22 protein-coding genes and 1 pseudogene are annotated in these 24,275 nt (G+C 41.5%); 13 read left to right on the top strand and 10 right to left on the bottom strand.

Annotated elements, in window-relative coordinates; all coding sequences use genetic code 11:
* Nucleotides 1-13 precede the first annotated feature (13 nt).
* A complete protein-coding gene (locus CRJ00_RS03575; protein WP_099365514.1) occupies nt 14-943 on the top strand; it encodes an NAD(P)-dependent oxidoreductase in 930 nt (309 codons plus the stop codon).
* Nucleotides 944-965: 22 nt separating this feature from the next.
* On the opposite strand, the gene CRJ00_RS03570 is transcribed toward CRJ00_RS03575, so the two are convergent.
* Nucleotides 966-1,835 carry a UbiA family prenyltransferase gene (locus CRJ00_RS03570; protein WP_144038091.1) on the bottom strand — a complete coding sequence of 290 codons (870 nt, stop codon included), beginning with the start codon at nt 1,833-1,835 and terminating at the stop codon, nt 966-968.
* Between the two features lie 182 nt (nt 1,836-2,017).
* Here CRJ00_RS03570 and acs point away from each other — a divergent pair, with 182 nt between their 5' ends.
* Nucleotides 2,018-3,931: an acetate--CoA ligase gene (acs, locus tag CRJ00_RS03565; protein ID WP_099365512.1), complete on the top strand. Its 1,914-nt coding sequence runs from the start codon at nt 2,018-2,020 to the stop codon at nt 3,929-3,931.
* 277 nt (nt 3,932-4,208) lie between these two features.
* On the opposite strand, the gene CRJ00_RS03560 is transcribed toward acs, so the two are convergent.
* Nucleotides 4,209-5,654, bottom strand: a complete 1,446-nt coding sequence (locus tag CRJ00_RS03560; RefSeq protein ID WP_099365511.1) for a M20/M25/M40 family metallo-hydrolase — start codon at nt 5,652-5,654, stop codon at nt 4,209-4,211.
* A 79-nt stretch (nt 5,655-5,733) separates the two neighbouring features.
* Nucleotides 5,734-5,976: a hypothetical protein gene (locus CRJ00_RS03555; RefSeq protein WP_099365510.1), complete on the bottom strand. Its 243-nt coding sequence runs from the start codon at nt 5,974-5,976 to the stop codon at nt 5,734-5,736.
* A 144-nt stretch (nt 5,977-6,120) separates the two neighbouring features.
* On the opposite strand from CRJ00_RS03555, the gene CRJ00_RS03550 reads away from it, so the two are divergent.
* Genes CRJ00_RS03550 through mnhG form a run of 7 tightly spaced genes read left to right on the top strand, consistent with a single transcriptional unit; the run spans nt 6,121 to nt 11,877 of the window.
* Nucleotides 6,121-8,433, top strand: a complete 2,313-nt coding sequence (locus tag CRJ00_RS03550; protein WP_099365509.1) for a putative monovalent cation/H+ antiporter subunit A — start codon at nt 6,121-6,123, stop codon at nt 8,431-8,433.
* A 4-nt stretch (nt 8,434-8,437) separates the two neighbouring features.
* Nucleotides 8,438-8,851 carry a Na+/H+ antiporter subunit B gene (locus CRJ00_RS03545; RefSeq protein WP_099365508.1) on the top strand — a complete coding sequence of 138 codons (414 nt, stop codon included), beginning with the start codon at nt 8,438-8,440 and terminating at the stop codon, nt 8,849-8,851.
* A gap of 4 nt (nt 8,852-8,855) precedes the next feature.
* Nucleotides 8,856-9,212, top strand: coding sequence for a Na+/H+ antiporter subunit C (locus tag CRJ00_RS03540; protein ID WP_099365507.1), 357 nt, complete (start codon nt 8,856-8,858; stop codon nt 9,210-9,212).
* Nucleotides 9,209-10,726 (top strand): proton-conducting transporter transmembrane domain-containing protein, encoded by a 1,518-nt coding sequence (locus CRJ00_RS03535; RefSeq protein ID WP_099365506.1) that lies wholly within the window; start codon nt 9,209-9,211, stop codon nt 10,724-10,726. The genes CRJ00_RS03540 and CRJ00_RS03535 overlap by 4 nt, the downstream gene beginning before the upstream one ends.
* Nucleotides 10,723-11,199 (top strand): Na+/H+ antiporter subunit E, encoded by a 477-nt coding sequence (locus tag CRJ00_RS03530; RefSeq protein ID WP_099365505.1) that lies wholly within the window; start codon nt 10,723-10,725, stop codon nt 11,197-11,199. Before CRJ00_RS03535 ends, CRJ00_RS03530 begins: the two co-directional genes overlap by 4 nt.
* Nucleotides 11,196-11,468 (top strand): monovalent cation/H+ antiporter complex subunit F, encoded by a 273-nt coding sequence (locus CRJ00_RS03525; RefSeq protein ID WP_099365504.1) that lies wholly within the window; start codon nt 11,196-11,198, stop codon nt 11,466-11,468. Before CRJ00_RS03530 ends, CRJ00_RS03525 begins: the two co-directional genes overlap by 4 nt.
* Nucleotides 11,461-11,877 (top strand): monovalent cation/H(+) antiporter subunit G, encoded by a 417-nt coding sequence (gene mnhG, locus CRJ00_RS03520; protein ID WP_099365503.1) that lies wholly within the window; start codon nt 11,461-11,463, stop codon nt 11,875-11,877. The genes CRJ00_RS03525 and mnhG overlap by 8 nt, the downstream gene beginning before the upstream one ends.
* Here the strand turns inward: mnhG and CRJ00_RS03515 are convergent.
* Nucleotides 11,874-12,935 (bottom strand): lactonase family protein, encoded by a 1,062-nt coding sequence (locus CRJ00_RS03515; RefSeq protein WP_180268415.1) that lies wholly within the window; start codon nt 12,933-12,935, stop codon nt 11,874-11,876. The two genes, mnhG and CRJ00_RS03515, sit on opposite strands and share 4 nt — an antisense overlap.
* Nucleotides 12,936-13,141: 206 nt before the next feature.
* Here CRJ00_RS03515 and CRJ00_RS03510 point away from each other — a divergent pair, with 206 nt between their 5' ends.
* Entirely contained in the window at nt 13,142-14,527 is a 1,386-nt protein-coding gene (locus CRJ00_RS03510; RefSeq protein WP_099365501.1) for a peptidylprolyl isomerase, read from the top strand.
* Between the two features lie 373 nt (nt 14,528-14,900).
* On the opposite strand, the gene CRJ00_RS03505 is transcribed toward CRJ00_RS03510, so the two are convergent.
* Genes CRJ00_RS03505 through tgt form a run of 6 tightly spaced genes read right to left on the bottom strand, consistent with a single transcriptional unit; the run spans nt 14,901 to nt 21,739 of the window.
* Complete coding sequence (locus tag CRJ00_RS03505) at nt 14,901-15,761, bottom strand: DUF4440 domain-containing protein (RefSeq protein ID WP_099365500.1); 861 nt, start codon at nt 15,759-15,761, stop codon at nt 14,901-14,903.
* A gap of 23 nt (nt 15,762-15,784) precedes the next feature.
* Nucleotides 15,785-17,251, bottom strand: a complete 1,467-nt coding sequence (gene cysS / locus CRJ00_RS03500; RefSeq protein ID WP_099365499.1) for a cysteine--tRNA ligase — start codon at nt 17,249-17,251, stop codon at nt 15,785-15,787.
* 18 nt (nt 17,252-17,269) lie between these two features.
* Nucleotides 17,270-18,571, bottom strand: coding sequence for a ribosome biogenesis GTPase Der (der, locus tag CRJ00_RS03495; RefSeq protein WP_099365498.1), 1,302 nt, complete (start codon nt 18,569-18,571; stop codon nt 17,270-17,272).
* 60 nt (nt 18,572-18,631) lie between these two features.
* The gene (locus CRJ00_RS03490) at nt 18,632-19,507 is read right to left on the bottom strand and encodes a DMT family transporter (RefSeq protein WP_099365497.1); all 876 of its coding nucleotides are present in this window, start codon (nt 19,505-19,507) and stop codon (nt 18,632-18,634) included.
* An 8-nt stretch (nt 19,508-19,515) separates the two neighbouring features.
* On the bottom strand, nt 19,516-20,598 hold the full coding sequence (locus tag CRJ00_RS03485) for an LptF/LptG family permease (RefSeq protein WP_099365496.1): 1,083 nt from the start codon (nt 20,596-20,598) through the stop codon (nt 19,516-19,518).
* A 10-nt stretch (nt 20,599-20,608) separates the two neighbouring features.
* Nucleotides 20,609-21,739: a tRNA guanosine(34) transglycosylase Tgt gene (gene tgt, locus CRJ00_RS03480; protein WP_099365495.1), complete on the bottom strand. Its 1,131-nt coding sequence runs from the start codon at nt 21,737-21,739 to the stop codon at nt 20,609-20,611.
* A gap of 128 nt (nt 21,740-21,867) precedes the next feature.
* On the opposite strand from tgt, the gene CRJ00_RS03475 reads away from it, so the two are divergent.
* From CRJ00_RS03475 to CRJ00_RS03465, 3 genes and pseudogenes are all read left to right on the top strand, one after another.
* Nucleotides 21,868-23,010 carry a glycosyltransferase gene (locus tag CRJ00_RS03475; protein WP_099365494.1) on the top strand — a complete coding sequence of 381 codons (1,143 nt, stop codon included), beginning with the start codon at nt 21,868-21,870 and terminating at the stop codon, nt 23,008-23,010.
* Nucleotides 23,011-23,043: 33 nt separating this feature from the next.
* Nucleotides 23,044-23,679, top strand: coding sequence for a 16S rRNA (guanine(527)-N(7))-methyltransferase RsmG (rsmG, locus tag CRJ00_RS03470; RefSeq protein ID WP_099365493.1), 636 nt, complete (start codon nt 23,044-23,046; stop codon nt 23,677-23,679).
* A gap of 402 nt (nt 23,680-24,081) precedes the next feature.
* Nucleotides 24,082-24,275: pseudogene (locus CRJ00_RS03465) on the top strand (IS5/IS1182 family transposase); the annotation flags it as partial.

Here is a 24,275-nt window from a genome sequence, read left to right as displayed (position 1 = left end):
AATTCCATTTTTCATGAGTATATTAATTGTCGATGATTTACATGAGGTTATTCTTGACCAGTTCAAGAAGGAGAACATTGCTTATGATTATCAACCTGATATCCAACGTGAAGAGGCAGAAAAAATAATAGGGAACTATTCAGGACTTATCATCCGATCAAAATTCCAAGTTGACCAGGCTTTCATCGATTTGGGGAAGAAGCTGGAATTTATTGGAAGAGCTGGAGCTGGGATGGACAATATCGATGAAGAATATGCCGCTTCTAAAGGAATATTCCTCTTTTCTGCTAATGAAGGAAACCGCGATGCAGTGGGCGAACATATGATCGGCATGTTATTGAGCCTGATGAATAACCTGAATCGGGGAGATAAGGAAGTGAGAAAGGGTTTCTGGAAAAGGGAAGAAAACAGAGGTTATGAGCTCAAAGGTCGGACTGTTGCATTGATCGGTTATGGGAATAACGGCCAGGCCATGGCCAAGAAGCTATCCGGTTTTGAGGTTAATGTTATTGCTTACGATAAATACAAAACTGGCTTTTCGGATCAATATGCGCGTGAGGTTTCCATGGAAGAAGTGGTAAAACAAGCCGATGTATTAAGTTTCCACATCCCATTGACCCGCGAAACAAGAGGCATGGTGGATGAGGAATATCTTTTCCATTTCCGCAAACCCATCTTTTTTTTGATGGGCGCCCGAGGAGGAATCGCAAAAGTGCCTGCGGTCTTAAAGAATCTCGACAATGGAAAGATTCTTGGAGCAGCCTTTGATGTACTCCCATTCGAAAAATTTCCAGCTTTAGCGGAACAGGAATGGTATGCAGATCTGATCAGCAGGGACAATGTTTTGTTGAGTCCGCATGTGGCCGGTTGGACCTTTGAAAGCTATGAGAAGCTTTCCTCCTTCCTTGGTGAAAAGATTATTGCCTTTTTAAAAAACAGATAAAAGTAGAAAATTAGGCTAGGTACTACTTCCACGATAAGCAGATCCATACGATCAACCACTGTACAATCAAAGCTAAATCCAAGAGGTAAACATGGTGGTAATGTTTTTTTGTTGTGAAAATGAGAGATTTAAAAAGAAACAGTACAAGCAAACTGGTTAAAACCATTCCCATTTTAACAGGATCTGAATAAGGTGAAAAATAGATCAAGAGAATATGGATTACGCCCATAGCATAGGATAAACCTATCGCTTTCCTTTTTCCCAACAGAATGGGCAAGGTTTTCAGATTATATTGTACATCCTGCTCATAATCTCGGATATCAAAGGGCAGGGTACAGAGCAGCAGAAATAGAATCTTAACGATGCCCAGGTAATTGGCCATATACCAATCGATCGCCTCACCATTTGCATATAATTCAAGGACGGGCAATCCCACGCTGCTCAGCGACCATATTACCGCAATATAGAATACCTTTAAACCTGGAACCTGCCTCAAACCAAGTCTCTTACCTTTGAATTTGACGAGCGGAACAGCGTAAGCAATGCTGATCAACCCGATGACACCAAGAAATACCCAAGTGATAAGATGCAGTTGCCATAATGCAAACAGACAAACAATAAAGGCTAATAAACTTAATACCCAAAAAACAGGCATATTCCTTCCTATCCAGCGCGTTCGTAAATAGGGTGATTTTTCAGTATCCCGAGGTAAGGATAAATACAAACTCAAATTGTACAACAATAAGGTGGTGGTTCCCTCGACAATTAAGATGGAAGGATTTATCGGGAGTTGGAGGATCATGTAAGTCAAGGCGCATTGGGCTATTGCAGCCAAAGCAATGAGCAGGTTGGTATGCACCAAAAAATAATATATCCTCTTTAAAATTTCCACAATAAAACCTAAACAAAAATGCAATTTATTCAATCAAGACAGGAAAAATTAGTAAAACATATTAAAAAAAATTAAATTAGCTCTGCTGAGAGGCTATTTAACGGCATCTAATAACTAATTGACCGAATTAAATAATTTCCCTAGCAAATAAACATATAGACCTATAATTTTATTTTAGAAAGATGAGTTTTCAAATTAAATCTTTTGAGGAGTATCAAAAAGCTTACAAAGAGAGTGTAGAAAATCCGGAGCAATTCTGGGGAGGCATTGCGGAGAATTTCTTTTGGAAAAGAAAATGGACCAATGTATTAAACTGGAATTTCAAGGAGCCGGATATTAAGTGGTTTGAAGGAGGTAAGCTGAACATTACCGAAAACTGTTTAGACCGTCATATTTACCAGTTGGGTGATAAGCCTGCTATTATTTGGGAGCCAAATGATCCACATGAGGCGCATCGTGTGCTTTCTTATAAACAATTATTACAGAAGGTAGAACAATTCTCCAATGTATTAAAGAACAACAACATCCGAAAAGGCGACCGGGTTTGTATCTACTTGCCGATGGTTCCTGAATTGGTGATTGCTGTTCTTGCCTGTGCTCGAATAGGTGCCATCCACTCGGTGGTTTTTGGTGGTTTCTCGGCGCAGTCCATTGCAGACAGGATCAATGATGCGGAATGTAAATTGGTGATCACTTCGGATGGTGGTTTCCGTGGAAAGAAAATCCTGGAACTTAAAACCATTGTTGATGATGCCTTGATGCAATGTAAATCGGTAGAAAAAGTGATTGTACTTACCCGTACGCGTACGCCTATTTCCATGATCAAAGGTCGTGATGTTTGGTGGGAAGATGAGATCAAGAAAGTGGAGACTCAAGGAAATCCGGCTTGCCCAGCAGAAGAAATGGATGCCGAGGATACCTTATTTATCCTATATACCTCCGGTTCGACCGGAAAACCTAAAGGTGTAGTGCATAGTACTGCCGGTTATATGGTCTATACCGGCTATACCTTTGCCAATACTTTCCAATACCAACCTGGAGAAGTGTATTTCTGTACAGCTGATATTGGTTGGATTACTGGCCATAGTTACATCGTATATGGACCATTATCTCAAGGAGCTACCTCTTTGATGTTTGAGGGAATTCCAACCTATCCTGATGCTAGCCGTTTCTGGGATATCGTAGAAAAATACAAAGTTAACATCTTATATACCGCTCCTACAGCGATCCGTTCGTTGATGGCTTTTGGAGATGAATATGTGGAGAATAAGGACCTTTCTTCTTTAAGAGTGTTAGGTACCGTGGGTGAGCCAATCAATGAGGAAGCTTGGAATTGGTACCACGATAAAGTGGGAAAAGGAAATTGTCCGATTGTGGATACCTGGTGGCAGACAGAAAATGGTGGTCATTTGATTACGCCGATTGCGGGTATTACACCGGAGATCCCGGGATATGCCATGTTACCATTGCCAGGCGTTCAACCTTGTTTGATGGATGAGAACGGAGAAGAGATTGAAGGAAACGATGTTTCTGGAAACCTTTGTATCAAATTCCCTTGGCCAGGTATGCTGCGTACAACTTGGGGCGACCATGAACGCTGTAGACAGACTTATTTCTCTACATATGAGGATATGTATTTTACAGGTGATGGTTGTTATAGAAGTCCGGAAGGTTATTACCGAATTACAGGTCGTGTAGATGATGTATTGAATGTCTCTGGACACCGTATCGGAACTGCTGAAGTGGAAAATGCGATCAATATGCACGCAGATGTGGTGGAATCAGCTATTGTTGGTTATCCGCATCCTGTAAAAGGACAGGGCATCTATGCTTATGTGATTGCGAACCATCATATCGATGCTGAGAAAACACGTCAGGATATTTTACAGACGGTGACAAGGATTATTGGTGCGATCGCTAAGCCCGATATTATTCAGTTCGTGACTGAATTGCCTAAGACAAGGTCTGGGAAGATTATGCGTAGGATTTTGAGAAAAATCGCGGAAGGCGAATTGGGATCTTTAGGTGATACTTCAACCTTGCAGGACCCTACTGTTGTGGAAGCGATTATTGAAGGCTCCAAGGAGATGAAATAAATAGGGAGCCATTGTTATTGCCGGTTTACCCCAGCATTGCATATTTCATCATTATTGTGGGTTTCATCATTATTGCGGGTTTCCCCGTCATTGCATAGCCCTCTATTTGTCATCCTGAGCGGAGTCGAAGGATCTGTACGGTTACCAACGAACAGATGATTCGACTACGCTCAGCATGACATTTTTGAAGATTGCTTCGTGCCTCGCAATGACGTAATACACACCTCGCAATGACGTTATTAACCCTTCTCAAGGACAGCATCTTCCAAAAAACAAGTTAAAACCTCCACCCCAAAGAAACCCCATTTTCAATTGGAATCACCTTTGGCCCATTCGAATATATCGAGTGAAAAGATCTTCTACTTATCCATCCTACATGATAATTCATCACCTCCACAGCCACACCTAGCGAATACCCCCACTCATCCCTTCTAAACGTATTTTCAAAATCCAAATCCGTATTCCCATTCTTACCATTAAAATGATATTTATAATACGGCCCCGCAGAAATAACCACATTACTTCCAAATTTAAGATTCATCGGAACCATCAATGAATTCCTCTCAAACCTACCTTCTGCCGACCGACTCGCATTATTATTAAAATATCCTCCTAAATCAACCGCCCACAATTTCTTGAACCGATACTCCATTTGCAGACCAAGGCTAAAGCCAATATCCGATTTTGCATCATAAAACTCATCATCATACAGATGCTTTCCCGAATTCAACTGGAACATTCCTGCTAAAGTCACTGGTTTTCCAATACTTTTCGGATTTTCCTGCAACCTCTGCATCTTCTTGGTAGCAACAAGTTCCTCCTGCTGATTAGCCAGTGCTCCAACAAATCGAGCTGAAAAATCAGCAATTTCCTTCATCCCATCATAATCCAATAATTCCGCTTTATCCTCAGGCTTATGATAAGGAGATTTCAATCCCGTGAAAACATGGATAGCCGGAATTCCTACTGACCCAAAAGGTTCTGTATCCGTTCGCTCCTCAATTTTATCTGAAAGGTTTAACAGGTTTAATCCTTTTGCTTCTTGTTTGGCCAATTCCACGCCATCTCCCAATGTCCGAACACCCTTTAACACCAAGCCCTTATTCTTACTCAACATTCCCACCATATCAAAACTGAACATTGCCTTAATTTTCTTGCGCTCTTCAGCACTCAACTTATCCACAAAATGTTTCGCACCTAAAAGACCCGATTCCTCCGCATCAAAGGCAATAAACAAAATGCTTCGTTTCGGTCTATTGACATCCTCTCCAAAATATTTCGCTAATTCAATTACCGTCGCTACACCAGAAGCGTTATCATCAGCACCAGGATACCAAACTTTACGATCCTTTTTATAGCCCAGATGATCATAATGAGCTCCTAACACGATCATTTCTGATTTTAATTGAGGATCCGACCCTTCTACAAATCCCCATACATTATGCGCCTTAACCTTCGCAAGACTAAAAGTCAATTCAAAATCCTGTAAAAAACCCCCTTGATATGGCTGTAAACCTGCCGATCTGAACTGTTCTACTATAAATTTGGTCGCTTTATCCTTTCCGGCAGTGCCCAAACCTCTTCCCTCCAATTCTTCCGAAGCAAGATAATGTACATGTTTGGATAAACTATCCTTGGAAATATCCTGAGCAACTAATGATTGCAGGCTAACTAACGATAAAACGGCAAAAACAAATAAACGAGATAAAATTAATTTCTTCATAATATAGCTTGGTAAACCCAAAAGTATAAAAAGAACTACAATTCAAACTCAAATTCTTGATTTTTCTCTGTTTTATAAGCTAAAGATTGGGTAGCTGGCGATATTGCCCTACATTTTCTTTTATCCAAGCAGCCATTAAATTGACCAGCGGAACATTGCGTTCAAATTTCACATAGGATTGCGGATCGGGAATCAAAACCAAAGACCAAGAGTCTTTGTTACTAAGTTTTGGTTTCACATAAGCTTGTTGTGCTGAAGCCGTAAAATTATACATTAAAAACCCTAAAAATAGAGTCAAAATTAGGATAGGTTTTTTATTCATGTTGATTAGTAATTGATAAATAAAGCTAATTATAAATCCACACGAAAACTACATTTTTTTCAAGTTTAACCGTAATTTAACGACGAAAAATGCGAGTTTTTTATTATTTTTAGCCAATTCCCATAAATTTCTAATAATTAGTTCATGCTGTTTACTATACTTCTTGGTTTGTTTTCCGCCATTTTGCTTATCCCTTTCGGATCCAGGCTCAAATCCAAATGGAGTATTTTATTACCGCTTATCCCAACGGGAATATTTGCCTATTACCTCGGATTTATCCCGAAAATTGCATCAGGAGCATCCTTTGTCCAACATATCGAATGGGTCCCGACACTAGGTGTTAATTTTGACTTCCGTTTGGATGGTCTCTCCATGTTGTTCATGTTGCTGATTACCGGAATAGGGACCGGCATCTTCTTTTATGCGCGAACCTACCTCAAAGGACATCCTTATTTTGATCGGTTCTTCGGTTATTTATTCCTTTTCATGACCGCCATGATGGGATTGGTCCTTTCGGATAACATGCTGCTCTTATTTATTTTCTGGGAGTTGACCAGTATCAGTTCCTTTTTCCTGATCGGATTCAATAACGACAATAAGGATTCCAGGAAAAGCGCCATGACAGCGCTGACCATCACCGGGATGGGTGGATTTTTCCTCCTAGCAGGTTTGGTATTGCTTGGAAATGTGGCTGGAACTTATCAGATTTCGGAATTGATCGAATATAAGGATAGGATTATTAACAGTGATTTCTATCCATTGATCCTCCTTTTTATATTCTTAGGAGCATTTACCAAATCCGCACAGTTCCCTTTCCATTTTTGGTTGCCTGTAGCGATGAAAGCCCCAACACCAGTTTCCGCTTATCTGCACTCCGCAACCATGGTAAAAGCGGGGATCTACCTGTTGGCGAGGTTCTTTCCTGCCTTAGGGGGCACTGACCTCTGGTCCTATCCACTCATGATCGTCGGGGGATTTACCATGCTCTATGCGGCCATACATTCCCTGTTCCGGATCGATCTGAAATCTATTTTAGCTTATACAACTATCTCGGCATTGGGAATTCTGGTATTCCTTTTAGGCGTTGGAAGCCGGGAAGCTATTATAGCTGCTGCCGTATTTATTTTAGTCCATGCCCTTTATAAAGCAACATTGTTCTTAGTAACGGGGATTATCGATCATGAAACTGGTACAAGGGACATCACCAAGCTTTCCGGCTTAAGAAAGGTATTGATGCCGGTAGCCATCGCAGGTATACTGGCAGCTTTAAGTAGTGCCGGTCTACCAGGAACTTTTGGTTTCATCGGTAAGGACCTCATCTATGAAGCCACTTTACACAGCAAAGACAACCTAATGCTGATTTTGACCATTCTAGCGGTTATTACCAATACCTGCCTAGTAGCGGCAGGATTTATGGCAGGATGGAAACCCTTTGCTGGGGAACTTCCTCAGGAATATAGCAAGCTACACTTACCCTATAAATCCATGTGGATTCCACCATTAATCTTAGGTACCCTAGGTCTTTTGTTCGGGTTGTTTCCTGGTTTTATTGGGAAATGGATGAGCCTGGCAACTGCAAACAGCATATTCGGCGCTGAAACAGATTTGAAATTAGCCATCTGGCACGGTTCTTTTAATACCGTATTGATACTAAGCCTAGTAACCCTAGGATTAGGGATCCTGCTCTATATATTTAATAAACCAAGTGAAAAGAAAGTCTCCTTTTTAGAAAAATTCCAATCCATATCTTCCCAAAGTATTTTAACAAGATACAGTAACGATATTATTCGTTTTTCCACTTGGTATACGGGCAAATTCCATAACGGCTATCTACGCTCTTACCACCTGAAGATCATTCTATTTGCTGAGGGATTGCTGATCTATAAATTATGGATGAGCGGGCCAATTCAAATTGATTTTGACAACCTGACTCCTTTAACTATCTATGAAGTAGCAGTGGTAGTCATCCTCCTTGGGGCATTATTGATCGTTGTATCCACCCCTTCTCGCTTAACTGCAGTAGTTTCCATGAGTGTCATTGGTTACTGTATCTGTTTGATGTATGTGTTCTACAGTGCCCCGGATCTGGCCATGACCCAATTTACTATTGATACCTTAAGTACCGTATTGTTTGTACTGGTTCTCTATAAACTTCCAGGCTTCCTGAATCTAGCCTCCGCTAAGCAGCAATACCGCGATATCGTGGTTGCTTTAGGATTTGGAGCCATTTTATCCATTATTGCATTGAAGGTATTATACGAACCTATCCAAACACAGACCAGTGATTTCTATGGGGAGAATGCCTATATCTTGGCCAAAGGAAAGAATGTTGTCAACCTCATCCTTGCCGACTTCCGGGGTATAGATACCATGTTTGAAACGGTGGTTCTTGGAATAGCAGCCTTAGGCGTATATAGTTTGTTAAAATTAAGGTTGAAATCATCAGAAAAAGAATAGAAATATGCGCAGTATAATTTTACAGACCGCAACACGATATCTGTTGCCTATCCTACTCTTATTTTCCTTCTTTTTGCTCCTGCGTGGCCATTATTATCCCGGAGGAGGATTTGTGGGCGGCTTGGTCGCATCCATCGCCTTCGTGCTCCATAGCTTTGCCAATGGTACCGAAGCAACCATGAAAATATTGAAAAGAAAACCATTGTCCTTGATACCCATCGGATTGGGCATTTCTGCCACAAGTGTAGTGCTTCCAACCTTTTTTGGCCTTCCACCAATGACCGGTCTTTGGTGGGAAGAAAAGATACCTGTAATTGGCATGATTGGCTCAGCCTTATTTTTTGACCTAGGCGTTTACCTGGTCGTAGTAGGCGTGGTTTTAACCATATTGTTCACCATCTCATTAACCAAGGACTAATCATATGGAATTATTACTTGTTGCTGTTTTGGGTTTATTGTATGCTGCGGGGGTCTATCTCATCCTGCGGCGAAGTATGGTCAAGCTCCTCTTGGGGATCATGCTCCTAGGAAATGGAACGAACATTTTAATTTTCCTATTGGGTAGTATTACGAAAGGAAAACCACCAGTAATTGATGCTGACCATAATGTTTTTCAGGATATTTATGCTGATCCGATCCCGCAGGCCTTGATCCTCACCGCGATTGTTATCAGTTTCGCATTAACGGCATTTGCCATCGTATTATTGAAACGTGTCTACGCATTGGTCAATTCAGATGATTTGGATGATTTAAACACGCCGGAAGAAGAAGATATATGATCGATAACCATATTTTAGCCCCTGTTTTTATCCATTTGTTCACTGCCATCATTCAATTGATTGCTTGGCGGAAGACAATATCTCAGCGTTTTTTGAGTGTGGGTGGCGCGTTTATCGGACTTCTGATTGCCATCCGGTTGTTTGCTAGGGTCTATAACGAAGGACCGCTCCATATGAATGCCTCCAATTGGGAAGCACCATTCGGAATCGTCTTTGTTGCCGACCTGCTCAGTGTAACCATGGTCCTGCTTACTTCCATTGCAGGTTTTGCGGTTTCCATCTTTTCTTCCATCGGTCTGAATAGGCAAAGGATGTTATATGGCTACTTTCCGATCTTCCATTTCCTTTTAATGGGATTGAACGGAGCATTCCTTACTGGCGATATCTTCAACCTCTATGTCTGGTTTGAGGTTATTATCATTTCTTCCTTTGTACTGATGACATTGGGTGGCCGAAAAGCCCAATTAGAAGGTGCTGTAAAGTACATGGCAATGAATATTCTCGCCTCGACCTTCTTCCTGACAGGTATCGGGATTCTTTACGGTATTACCGGCTCCTTGAACATGGCAGACCTTTCCCTTAAGATCAGGGAATTTGATAATAAAGCTTTGGTCGGGATCACCTCGGTATTCTTTATCATGGGATTTGGTATCAAATCTGCCGTCTTCCCCTTATATTATTGGCTACCTTCCTCCTACCATACCCCACCTTCCGCAGTAGCAGCTACCTTTGGTGGTCTATTGACGAAAGTCGGTATCTATGCTATTCTACGTGTATTCAGTCTGATATTTATACCCGATGATTTTACCAGGAACCTGTTTATGGTCCTGGCTGTTTTGACCATCCTGACTGGAGCTTTTGGGGCATTGATCAAAACCAATATTAGAAGGTTGTTCTCCTATTTGATCGTCTGTCATATCGGATTCATGCTCGGTGGTATTGCCATGTTCAGCAAGATTGCGCTGATGGGAACCGTGCTCTACTTGATCCACGATATTATTGTTAAGACCAATATGTTCCTGATTGCAGGGATCATCCGCCAGATCAGAGGAACGATGGATATGAATAAATTAGGAGGTCTTTATAAAAATTATCCCTTGATCTCCTTGATTATTGCCTTGGTCTTATTTTCACTGGTGGGTATTCCGCCATTATCAGGCTTTTGGCCAAAGATCTACCTTTTCCAGGAAGCTTTTATAGAAAAACAATATTTCTTCATCATTGCTTTAATTGTAGGAAGTTTAGTAACGATGTATGTCATAGCCAAAATGTGGGCTGATGTATTTTGGAAGGACACCCCTGAAGGCGTAGAAGTTGATGATAAATTTGTGGATCTTCCACCATTCAAAAAGATCCTATTGGTACTACCTATCCTCCTCTTATGTGCTGTTACTTTGTACATTGGTCTGAATGTAGAAAACATCATCATATTGGTGGATAAGATAACGAACGAATTGTTGGACACCAGCCTGTATATCCGCACGGTATTGGGCGATAAAGTTTTTGAACAATGATCAAGTTTTTTCTAATGAACCTGTTGCTATCCTTTATTTGGGTAGCTCTTACGGGATCCATGCTCTATTCTAATTTTATCTTTGGATACCTCCTGGGATTTGGCGTGTTATGGATCATGAATCGGAACGAATCGGATGTCCGTTATTTCTATCGGGTGCCCAAGATCATTAGTTTCTTCTTTTTCTTCCTATACGAATTGATCAAAGCAAATGTCCAGGTAGCATACGATGTGATAACACCAAAATACTTTTTCAAACCCGGTATTGTTCGTTATCCGGTCAATGCGAACACCGATTTTGAAATCAACCTGTTATCCACTTTTATCTCCTTAACGCCAGGCACCTTGATCATTGATATCAGCGATGATAAAAAAGCTATTTATATCCATGTGATGTACCTGAAGGATGAAGAACAATTCATCCGAACATTAAAAACCGGAGTTGAACGTAAATTATTAGAGTTATTACGATGAGTTTAGAGGCCTATTTTGATTTTGTGATTCTTCCGATATTGACCATCTCGGTGCTCTTGGTTTTCATCCGATTATTCAAGGGACCAACTGTGGTGGATCGGGTAATCGCACTTGACCTGATCATTACCATCGGGATTGGGATCATCACCGTCTATAGCATCCGACAGGAACAGGATGTGCTATTGGATGTGGCGATCATATTGGCACTGATCGCTTTCTTAGGCACTATCGCCTTTTCTTATTACATTGAAAAACAACAAGATGATTGATATTATTCTAGCCATATTAAGCACCATAGGTGCATTGAGTATCCTATTCGCCTCCATCGGGGTTCTTCGGATGCCTGATTTTTACCTACGTCTATCCGTCACGGTAAAAGCCTCCACCTTAGGAGTTGGGTTATTGTTGATCTGTGCAGCTATTATGTTCCCTGGTGATGTCTCGGTGACTACCAAATCCATCGCCATTATTTTCTTCCTGATCCTAACTGCCCCTATTGCGGCCCATATGATAGCCAAAGCGGCCTATTTTACTGGCACCCCTTTGTGGAAAGGCACGGTGGTCGATGAACTTAAAGGGATGTACAACAAGGAAACACATTGTTTAGAAAGTGATCCGGAGAAAGCACAGCCCCATGCAAAAGAGAACATCGCGCATTCGGATGATGCCACGGATTAAAATATCAGACAAACGGGTTTAAATGCATTGATGCGTTTGCCAGAATCCGTTAATAATCCTGTTTTTTTATCCCTTTTGAAGATTACCACTTCATTACTTATCTGGTTTCCAACCAGCACAAACTTTTCATCAGGTGAAAAATTAAAGTTTCTCGGCCCTTTGCCCAATACGGATTGTACCTGGATTTTCTCCAATGTTCCATCTCTAAGCACCTTAAAGCTGGCAATGCTATTTGCATCCACCCTATCCGTCGCATAAACAAATCGACCATCCTTGGAAACCTTGATATCCGCAGCTCCACTGTTTCCAGAAAAGCCTTCCGCATTCATGTTCAATCGTTGTTTTTCGACCCAAGTATCATTTTCCTTTTCATAGACCAGCACATCAGCTGTCATTTCCATAATGGCGTAAATTATCTTCTTCTTCGGATGAAAGGCAAGATGGCGTGGTCCAGCACCTGCAGGAGTTTTAATGATCGATGCTAAATTCAAGGCATGTTTTCCTTCTTTCTTCTGTACCTGGAATTCATAGATCTGATCCGAACCTAAATCAGAAACATAGACATGATTGTCTTTCCCAAAAAATGTGGAATGTATATGTGGTGCATCCTGGCGCTTTTTATTCGGTCCTGACCCTTCGAATTTTACATTTCCTTCATGACCTAATAAACCCTTTTGAGAATCAATACCATAGATATCCAATGTTCCGCCTAAATAGTTGGAGACAATGGCATATTTACCTTTGGGATCCAACAATACATGACAGGAAGCTGACCCTGTTGTGGGCAATTTATTGATGAATTTCAACTTGTCCCCTTCTATCTGAAAAGCCGATATCGATTGATTACCATCGGTCAATTCATTTACAGCCAGTAAAAGCTCATTTTTCCGTGCAATAAAGGATGGTGAAGGGGTTTCCGTCTCCGACAACAACGTTACATCTGCTGTTTCGGTATCAAAGGAAAAAGTATAAATCCCTTTACTCCCTTCATTTTCCGTATAAGTTCCAACATATAATGGAATTTTTTGTGCTTTAATTTCTGTAACTACCACTGTCATAAGGATTAATGCAACTGAAAAATATCTTTTAATCATCTGTTAAATATGGTTAAATCGAGTTTATTGTAAGACTGTTTCGCTATTTTAGCGGAATTAAGAAGCGGTTGAAATAGATTATTATTTTATTTCATTCGTAAATGTATTAAAAAAGGCATAATATTTAATATTTTTGCCAAAAGACTATCGGAATAGCGCGTTAAAATAGAATGAAAAACCTTTCAAAGATTATAATATTAATACTTACGGTATGTTCCATACAGGTAAGTGCACAAGAAAAACTTATTGATCGCGTAGTGGCTACTGTTGGTTCGGGGGTAATCCTACAATCAGAGGTAGAAGCTCAATACGCCCAATACCTGCTTAATCGTGGGGAACCTGCTGCGGATATCAAATGTAGATTCTTACAGCAGTTGATCATCACGAAGTTATTGGCTCAACAGGCGGCCATTGACTCGGTAGAAGTAACCGAATCAGAAGTAGATGATGATCTAAACTCCCGTATGCGTGGAATGATTGCTCAAGGTGGTGGTCAGGAGCGTGTAGAGGCTTTCTTGAAACGTTCGCTCTTACAGTATAAGGAGGAAATGCGTCCAGTAGTTGCGGAACAATTAAAAGCACAAAAATTCCAACGTTCCTTGATCCAAAAGATCACGATTACTCCATTGGAAGTTAAAAAATATTTCGAATCCTTGGCAGAAAATGAAGTTCCAAACATCAGTACCCAGGTGGAAATTGGTGAGATCACCATTGAACCGGAATTGACCAAGGACGAGAAGAATGTGTTTAAGGAGCGTGCAGAGAAATACCGCCAACAGGTATTGGATGGTACAGATTTCGGTACAGTAGCACGTTTTTATTCAGAAGATAAGGAATCTGCTAAAAGAGGTGGTGAATTAGGTTTTGCGCCTAGAACGAATTATGTGAAGGAGTTCTCCGCGATGGCTTTTAAATTAAAAGAGGGCGAGATCTCACCGGTATTCGAAACGGAATATGGGTTCCACTTCTTGCAGGTATTACAACGCCGTGGAGAGGATGTTAATGTCCGCCATGTCTTGATCCTTACCCAGCCTACTCAGGCAAGCTTAGATCGTGCGAAAACCAAGTTAGATTCCGTTATGAATTTGGTTAAAACAGGTAAGATGAGCTTTAGTGCAGCTGCATCTAGATATTCTGATAATAAAGAAACGAAGTTTACAGGAGGTATGGTTATCGATCCTAGATCGGAAAACCGTTCGACGATTATTGCCGTTGAGAATTTGGAGAAAGAGGTATTTGTTGCTATTGACCCGATCCAACCTGGAGAATATACAGAATCCTATCAATACCAGGATCCAAGAACTGGAAAGATAGGTTATAAATTCAATTATTTGAAGACTCGTATTCCGCCACACCGCGCAAGTTTAGAGCAGGATTTTGCAACTATTCAGTTTTATGCGCAAGAGGATAAAACCCGCCGTAAAATGAGTGAGTGGTTTGAGAAGAAAACAAAGACTACCTTTGTTCAGATCAATGAGGATTTTGGTTCTTGTGATGAACTGAAGATCTTTTCGAAGAGTAATCTAGAGGATGTAGCGGTGACTGCTGCGCAGTGAGATATTAGCAGTGAGATATAAGATTATAGATATTAGATTATAGATATTAGATATTAGATTATAGACATTAGATAAAAACGCCTCATTGCGAGGAACTCTACTGTCATTGCGAGGAACTCTACCGTCATTGCGAGGAACTTTACCGTCATTGCGAGGAACGAAGCAATCTTTCAGTTTGTCATGCTGAGCGAAGTCGAAGTATCTACATTTGGTACCCCGTACAGATCCTTCGACTTCGCTCAGGATGACACTAATCCAAAGATTGCTTCGTCGTACCTCCTCGCAATGACGCTTTATACCAATGACGCTTTATAGTTATCACTTTTTATAGCTATCACGTTTTAAAGCACAACGCTTTAAAACAATCCAATTTCTACCTTTCCCACATCATTTCCAGAATAACCTTCCAATTGAAATCATCTTTCAATTGCCAGATCCGGATATAACTAAACTTAACCACCTTATCCTTCATCCCTACAGTAGCCGTTCCTAGCGTATAAGCAAACTCACCACTATAAGCACGTCCTACCTCCGTTGGTTCTGTATCGATCTCAATCCGGTCCTTTTTCAAAAAGTCTAGAACCTTATCCCTTCCTTCAATCTCATCCTTCCAAGGAAAATAAAAACGAGCATCATCCGCCAAGAACTCTTTATAACCTGTTCTGGTATCCGCTTTCAAGATCGTAGAGAATAACTCATCCGTTTGGAAAACGACTTCCTCACGCTGTTGTAATCTCTTCTCCGAGCGATGTTTCAGGTAATTCTTGCTATCCGGTTCGTAATATTCCAATCCTTCGGATTTTTTCTTTCCAAAGTTATCAACCTCTGTACGTAAATGGATCTTCCAGTTCCCTTTTTTATCCCTACGCCATACCGAAAGGTATTGACCAAATCTTTTCGGCGACCCCACTTTTTGAAATTCCATAGGGCCTGAGGTCACTCCCCAGTCCAAACTACGGGATACCAAAACCAGATTAGGTTCCCAGGTCAACAGATCGGGAATATTAGGTCTATTATCCAAATAATTAACGGCATTCACAGGAGAGGGCACATAAAAGTTAGACTGTTTATCTACCATATATTTGAATCCAGCATGTGGACCCTCCGATTTTGATATGTTTGCTGCGGTTTTATCCACGTTCAACAATCCCCCAACCTTCTCAGGCATCTGGGCGAACGCAGAAACGGAAACCAAGGCAGCGGCTAGTATTGATAAGCCTTTTTTATAGATCATTCGATATAATTTCTGCTATCTAATCAAATCTTATTCCAAAGTGTTCCTTCCTTGCTGTCCTTGAGCTGAATACCTATTTCCGTAAGCTTCTCGCGGATACTATCCGAAGTCACAAAATCTTTGTTTTTCTTAGCTTCATTGCGGATTCCAATAAGGATCTGCATCAGATCATCCATATTGTCCACATCTCCAACCTGATCATCTTTCAAGCCTAAAATATCGAAAACAAAATCCGACACATAGCCTTTCAATGCTTCCAAGTCGGCTGCTGTGATCGTCAATTTGCCATCGTAAAGCGAATTGATGATACGAACCACCTCAAACAACTCTGCAATCAGTACAGGGCTATTGAAGTCATCGTCCATCGCGGCATAAGATCTTGCTTTGATTTCCTCCAGATTTCCAAAATTGGACTTTCCAGATACCGCAATCTTATCCAACAGTGCAATAGCAGACATCAATCGTTTATAGCCTTTATCTGCAGCATCCAAAGCTTCATTGGAGAAATCCAATGTACTCCGGTAATGGGCCTGCAGCATAAAGAACCTAACAGCCATTGGCGAGTATCCCCTATTCAATAAAGGATGATTCCCGGTGAACAATTCCCCAGGAAGAAAGCCATTCCCTGCAGATTTGGACATCCTTGCACCATTGACGGTCAACATATTGGTATGCATCCAATATTTGGCAGGTGTAGTATGGTTACACGCTTCAGATTGCGCAATTTCATTGGTATGATGGGTTGCGGCCAAATCCATACCACCGCCGTGTATATCGAATTGATCACCCAGATACTTTCTGCTCATGGCCGAACATTCAATATGCCAGCCAGGGAAGCCTACACCCCATGGCGATGGCCAACGCATGATATGCTCTGGCTTAGCCTTGATCCATAGGGCGAAATCCAACCTACCCTTTTTCTCATCCTGCCCACCCAGTTCACGGGTATTGTTCAGCATGTCTTCCAGGTTACGGTTGGTCAAGATCGTATAGTTATATTCTTTAACGTATTTATCCACGTCAAAATATACCGTACCATTCACTTCATAGGCAAAGCCGTTCTTCATGATTTCCTGAACCATTTCTATCTGTTCTGAAATATGTCCAGTAGCCGTTGGCTCTATGCTTGGCGGTATGGTATTGAACATGCGGAGCACATCATGAAAACCCAAGGTATATTTTTGCACAATCTCCATGGGTTCCAATTTCTCCAATTTAGCCTTTTTAGCAAATTTATCATCCCCTTCGTCATTGTCTCCTTCCAGGTGACCGGCGTCGGTAATGTTGCGTACATAACGTACCTTATAGCCCAAATGGACCAAATAACGGAAGATCAAATCAAAGGAAACAAAAGTCCTACAATTCCCTAAGTGAACATCACTGTAAACAGTGGGCCCACAAACATACATACCAACCAAATTGGGATGAATAGGCACAAATTTCTCTTTCTTGCGCGTAAGGGTATTGTATAATACAAGATTATGCTCCATAATGAATTGTTGCTGCTATTATTTTTGTCTAAAGAATATTTGGATCGGCACACCGCTGAAATCAAAGTTCTCCCGCAATTTGTTTTCAATAAAACGTTTGTATGGATCTTTGATGTATTGCGGTAAGTTACAGAAGAAGGCAAACATAGGTGATCTGCCTGGCAACTGCGTTACATATTTAATCTTAATATATTTTCCTTTTGTTGCTGGAGGTGGATATTTTTCAATGATCTCCAACATCACATCATTCAATTTCGAAGTAGGGATTTTCTTGGTTTTGTTCTCATAGACTTCCATCGCTGTTTCCACCGCTTTGAAAATACGTTGTTTCTCCGTTACGGAAGTAAAGATGATCGGAACATCCGTGAAAGGTGCAATCTTGCTCTTGATGGTATCTTCAAATGCCTTTGCCGTTTTATGATCTTTCTCAACTGTGTCCCATTTATTCACCAAAAGTACAATACCCTTTTTGTTTTTTTCTGCCAAGTGGAAGATATTAATATCCTGCGCCTCAATACCATCCTTAGCGTCGATCATCAAGATTACGACATCCGAATCTTCCAAGGCTTTGATGGTACGCATCACCGAATAGAACTCGATATCTTCGTTGACCTTTGATTTACGGCGAAGACCTGCTGTATCTACCAATAGGAACTCATGCCCAAATTGGTTATAATGAATACGGATCGAATCGCGGGTTGTTCCGGCAATAGGAGTTACGATATTTCTCTCTTCACCCAATAAAGCATTGGTCAAGGAAGATTTACCCACATTCGGACGACCTACGATGGTGAATTTTGGCAATTCTTCTTCTTCCTCATCCTCTACATCCAGCTCTTTTACCAATTCATCCAATAACTCTCCAGTACCCGAACCGGTCATGGAGGAAATATTATAGACTTCACCCAATCCCAAAGAATAGAATTCGTGGGTATCGTGAGTTTGCTTTGCACTATCAACCTTATTGGCAACCACAAAAACAGGCTTGCTGCTCCGTCTCAATACATCGGCAATTTCATCATCCAAATCGGTGATTCCTGTTGTGGCATCCACCACAAATAAGATAGCGGAAGCTTCATCGATAGCGATCAATACCTGATCACGGATCGCTGCTTCGAACACATCGTCCGAGCCATGCACGAAACCACCCGTATCGATTACGGTGAACCGCTTTCCTACCCATTCCGCCTGGCCATAATGACGGTCGCGCGTAACGCCACTAAAGTCATCAACGATCGCCTTCCGACTCTCCGTCAAACGGTTATATAATGTGGATTTACCGACATTCGGTCTTCCAACAATTGCTACAATATTTGCCATATTTATTATTTGATTGTTACCTCACGGCAACATTTTTCAGGTATCATGTAAATTGCAAAGTTACGCAATAAGTTTAGTTTTTAGATAGGGATAGACAAAAACTGCTCCCAAAATAATGACTGCCCCAAAATAAAAGCCGGTACTCATGGCTTCGCGTTGACCAAAAATCAACAAGGCGAGGATAATTCCATAAACCGGCTCCAAGTTAGTGGTCAGAGCCACCGTAAAAGCAGACAGTTCCTTCATGACCGCAACGCCTAACACATAGGCAAAAGCCGTACATACCACGCCAAGAAGCAACAAATACATGAGATCTTTTTGACTCAGGATCATCTGGGAATCAAACTGGCCGGTATACAACAATAAACCGCTGACCACCAAAAACGCGCCGATCATTTCATAGAAGGTAATGATGCTTGGACTTGCTTTCTTTACCATCCGTGCATTCAATATCGAGAAAATACTGGCACAGAAGGCACAGGACAGCCCGAAGACAATCCCCCAGAAATATTTGAACTCAAATTTGAAGATAAGGTATATCCCGAATATGATCAACAGACCTACCAGCACATCCGAAATGGCGATCCGCTTTCGATTGATGATCGGCTCCAAAATCGCGGTAAATAAGGTTACTGAGGATAGCGTCACCAAGGTGACGGATACCTTTGAGATTTTGATGGCATGGAAAAAGAGCACCCAATGCAATCCAACAAGCACACCCACCCCAAGATACTGCCAGATTTGTTCTTTGGAAACCCGAATGGTTTTCTTTTTATAAAGGAAAAATACATAAAGGGAAATCGCCGCAATCAAAACCCGGTACCAAACCAGGTGCAGTGCAGAAACGGAGATCAATTCACCGAGAACCCCAGTAAAACCCCAGATAAGGACCGTAAAATGCAATATGAGAATATTGCGGTTAACAACAAGTTTCATGGTTTGGCCTATTTAGGCGCCTTCTTTAAAAGATAAAAACTGATGAACAAGAATATAACGTTCGGTATCAATATGGAGATCAAGGGATCCAACCCTCCTTTGATGGAGAACATACTCGAAAACCTTTCCAATACGATATAGATACAGCTCAAACCTATCCCTATACCCAAACTCAAACCAATACCTCCCCGGACTTTCTTGGAAGAAAGTGCTACCCCGATCACCGTTAGGATAAATGCAGAAAATGGATTGATGATACGTTTATATTTTTCCAGGAGCAGGTCGTTCATCATCCCTGTTCCTCGAATCTCTTCTTTACTTATTCGGGTTTCCAATTCTTCTTGACTCATGGTCGTGAAGATATTCTCATAGACCTCAAAATCCTGCGGACGCATATCCAAGGTGGTATCCCGTTGATCACCTGACTCCATTCTTTCGGCCAGACCATCGATATGGCGGGTGGTAAAAGAGGCAATACTCCATTTATTCTTGGTAGAATCCCAGGTTATCCGTTCGGCCATCATCTTCTCGATCATCTTGTCGCCATCGAACTTCTCCAAGGAAAAGTTATAGCCCACTTTGGCCTTATAATCAAAGGAACCCATATAGACATAGGTATTCGAATCAATCTGCATGTGGGTTGAGGTGGAAGTTCCTTCCACTTTATTCGGCTTCACATAGACATTTTCAAAATTTACCTTGACCTTGTTGGTAAAAGGTATCACGTAAATATTGGAGACCAGGGTCATCGCACAGATCAATCCGGAACAGATCAGATACGGGCGAAGCATCCGGTTAAAGCTCATCCCTCCACTGAGGATAGGCACGATCTCGGTTTGATCGGCCATTTTGGAGGTAAAGAAGATTACCGCAATAAAGTTAAAGAGCGGGGTCAGCATATTGATGAAGAAAGGTAGACTTCCTAGCGCATAATACTGCAGGAAGACCTTCGACATCGGTGCTTTGTATTTATTGAAATCATCGATCTTCTCCGAAATATCAAATATGATGATAACCACACAGAAGATGGCTACCGTGAATATAAAAGTAGAAAGGTACTTTTTAATGATATAACGATCGATAATTTTCATACCAATTGGCTTATAATCTCTGGCCTAATTTCACGACCATTTTGTTCTTCCATTCATAAAACGTGCCATCAAGGATTCGCTCGCGGGCTTCGTTCACCAACCAAAGATAAAAATGTAAATTATGTAAGGAAGCAATCTGTGCCCCTAAAATTTCTTGGGATCTGATCAAGTGACGTAAATAGGCTTTGGTATGGATCTGATCCACCAAAAGATCACTCTCCGCCTCGATCGGCGTAAAATCATCCTTCCATTTCTCATTCTTGATGTTGATGATTCCTTCACGGGTAAACAACATCCCATTACGGGCATTTCTGGTCGGCATCACACAGTCGAACATATCGATTCCCAAGGCGATGTTTTCCAGAATATTCACAGGCGTACCAACGCCCATTAAATACCTCGGTTTTTCTTTTGGTAGGATATTGGTCACCACTTCGGTCATGGCATACATTTCCTCTGCTGGTTCTCCTACGGAAAGACCACCAATGGCATTTCCTTCCCGCTCGAAAGAGGCGATCACTTCGGCCGATTTCTCACGTAGATCTTTATAAACCGACCCTTGAACAATAGGGAACAAGGTCTGCTCATAGCCGTATAGTGGCTTGGTACTATCAAATCTATCGCAACAACGCTTTAACCAACGGTGGGTCATATCCAAAGATCTTCTGGCATACCGATAATCGCAAGGATAAGGCGTACATTCATCAAAAGCCATGATAATATCAGCGCCGATCACCCGTTGTGTATCCATTACATTCTCTGGAGTGAACAAATGTTTCGACCCATCGATATGCGAGCGGAAGGTCACCCCCTCTTCCTTGATTTTACGAACCTCGGTGAGGGAATACACCTGATAACCTCCCGAATCGGTTAGGATCGGGCGGTCCCAATTGATGAATTTATGCAAGCCACCAGCTTTGTTCAATACCTCCAAACCTGGACGAAGGTACAGGTGGTAGGTATTTCCTAAGATGATCTGTGCTTGAATATCATTGACCAGTTCATGTTGATGTACCGCTTTTACGGTTCCTGCTGTACCAACAGGCATGAATATCGGGGTTTTTATGGTGCCGTGCGCGGTTTCGATCTCACCGGCTCTTGCTCTTGAATTTTTATCTTGTGCCTGAAGCGTGAATTTCATATTTATCCTTAATCGTCGGCAAAAATACTATAAAATTTCGAGCCTATGCTAATTCCGCTATTTAATTAGTATTTATTAACATCCCAAAGACATTTTAGGTCGAGAACCTGTATCTTTGACCCTAATTTATGCCATTTAATTTCGATATCTCCTTTAATTACTTCCATATTCCTTATGGACTGCTGTTATTGCTGTTGCTGTTCCAGCTATATTTTATCCTGTTTGTTTATGGGAAGCTCTCTAGGTATAAGGTAAAATCCTATCAGGAGGCGACTGAAAAACCTGCGGTCTCCGTGATTATATGTGCCCATAACGAGCAGGAAAACCTACAACAATATTTGGGAAGTATTCTAGAGCAGGAATATCCGGAATTTGAGGTCATTGTGGTGAACGATTGTTCCAGCGATGAGACCAAATGGGTATTGAAGGAATTTTCCAGCAGGTACGCCCATCTTCGGGTAGTGGAGATCAAGGAACATATCCAGCTGAAGCATAGCAAGAAATTTGCACTTACCATGGGGATCAAGGCCGCCAAGCATGGCCTTCTGCTGATGACAGATGCAGATTGTAAGCCGATGAGTCGGCAATGGTTGGCAGAAATGGCTGGAGCCCTGCAAGGAAAAAAAGAATTGGTGTTAGGTTATTCGCCTTATTTCAAATATCCCGGTTTTCTGAATAAATTGATCCGATTTGAAACCACGCATACGGCGATGAGTTATTTGGCGTATGCATTGAAGGGTGATGCCTATATGGGCGTTGGTAGAAACCTGGCCTATAGCAAGGAATTGTTCTTCAAGGGAAAAGGGTTCAATGCACATATGCACATCAAATCGGGGGATGATGATCTTTTTGTGAATGCCAATGCCAATCGAAATAATGTGGAGATTGCCATTTATCCGGATGCCTTTGTGGAATCAGCACCAAAGACAAACTGGAAAAGCTATTATAAACAGAAGGCTAGGCATGCGGGTGCATCCGTATTGTACAAAGCCCGTCATAAAAGCATGTTGGGCATTCAATTGATCAGTGCTGTGCTATTTTATAGTTTATTGTTGGTCAGTGTTATTTTATTGCCTAGTTTCTGGTATGTGGCGTTGGCGGCTTACCTGATCCGATTGCTTTGCCAGCTTTTGGTATTCCGGGCGATCTATAGAAAACTTCATGTGCCTGACCTGTTAGTCTGGCTCCCTATATTAGATTTGTATTATTATTTTTATATCTGTTTTAATGGTTTATTCAATAGGAATAAGAAATTGAAGAGCTGGAAATAGATAGGTAATTCGTTTAAAATTAATTTGTTCATCGTGAATCCAACAGTAGATATTATTTACCAATACTTTCCGAAGCTTACGGAAAAACAGAAAGAGCAGTTTGCCAAATTGGCGGAGGTTTATCCATTCTGGAACGACCAGATCAATGTGGTTTCCCGCAAGGATATAGAGAGTCTTTATTTGAAGCATGTGCTACATTCGTTGGCGATCGGGAAATTCGTTGGGGAATTGGCACCGAAGACAAGGGTTTTGGACGTGGGTACTGGCGGAGGATTTCCTGGGATTCCTTTGGCGATTTTATTTCCGGAAGTGCAGTTCCATTTGGTGGATTCGATCGGTAAGAAGATCAAGGTGGTAAGGGAAGTAGCAGCGGCTTTGGGACTAACGAACGTGGAAGCAGATCATATGAGAGCGGAGGAATTGGATTATAAGTATGATTTTGTGGTTTCGAGAGCGGTGACTAGATTGGGGGATTTTATTCCTTGGGTAAGGAATAAGTTTGAGAAAAAGGATAAGAATGGGATTCCAAATGGGATTTTATATTTGAAGGGCGGGGATTTGAAGGAAGAAATCAAGGAAGCAAGAGTAAAGGCAGAATTGCATAAGATTTCGGATTTCTTTAAAGAGGATTTCTTTGATACGAAGTATGTGATGTACGTGCAGATGTAGGGGCGTCATTGCATTGGCTCTGCGTCATTGAGTGCACCCCCGCGTCATTGCGTACCTCCGCGTCATTTCGTGCACCCTGCGTCATTGCGAGGAGGCACGACGAAGCAATCTTTCGGTATGCGGCGCCCTATGTCATCCTGAGCGTAGTCGAAGGATCTGTACGCTGGTATACGAACAGATGGTTCGACTACGCTCACCATGACATGGCTAAAGATTGCTTCGTTCCTCGCAATGACGAGATAGTTCCTCGCAATGACGCAAACCCTCGCAATAACCTACCAAACGACAAAGAGGCTGTCTAAAAAGGTCTCTTAAAAGAGAACCCCGTCATTAAAAAATGGCGGGGTTTTTCTGTTTTTTGTCCTCAAGATTTTGTATCTTAAGGTGCAACCAAAAAACAATATGGCAAACATACAATTCAAAGCGCTTCCATCCAATAGTCCTAGTCTTTTTCCTGAGAATATTTTAGACCGTATCCCCTTGCACCATCCTGTTCGGTTGGTGAGCCAGGTTGTTGACCAGTTGGATCTGGAACATATCATCCGTCAGTATAAAGGAGGGGGAACGACCAGTTTCCATCCCAGGATGCTCATTAA

This window comes from Sphingobacterium sp. 1.A.4, assembly GCF_002734245.1.
GTDB lineage: Bacteria > Bacteroidota > Bacteroidia > Sphingobacteriales > Sphingobacteriaceae > Sphingobacterium > Sphingobacterium tenebrionis.
This window is presented reverse-complemented; position numbering and strand designations above follow the sequence as displayed.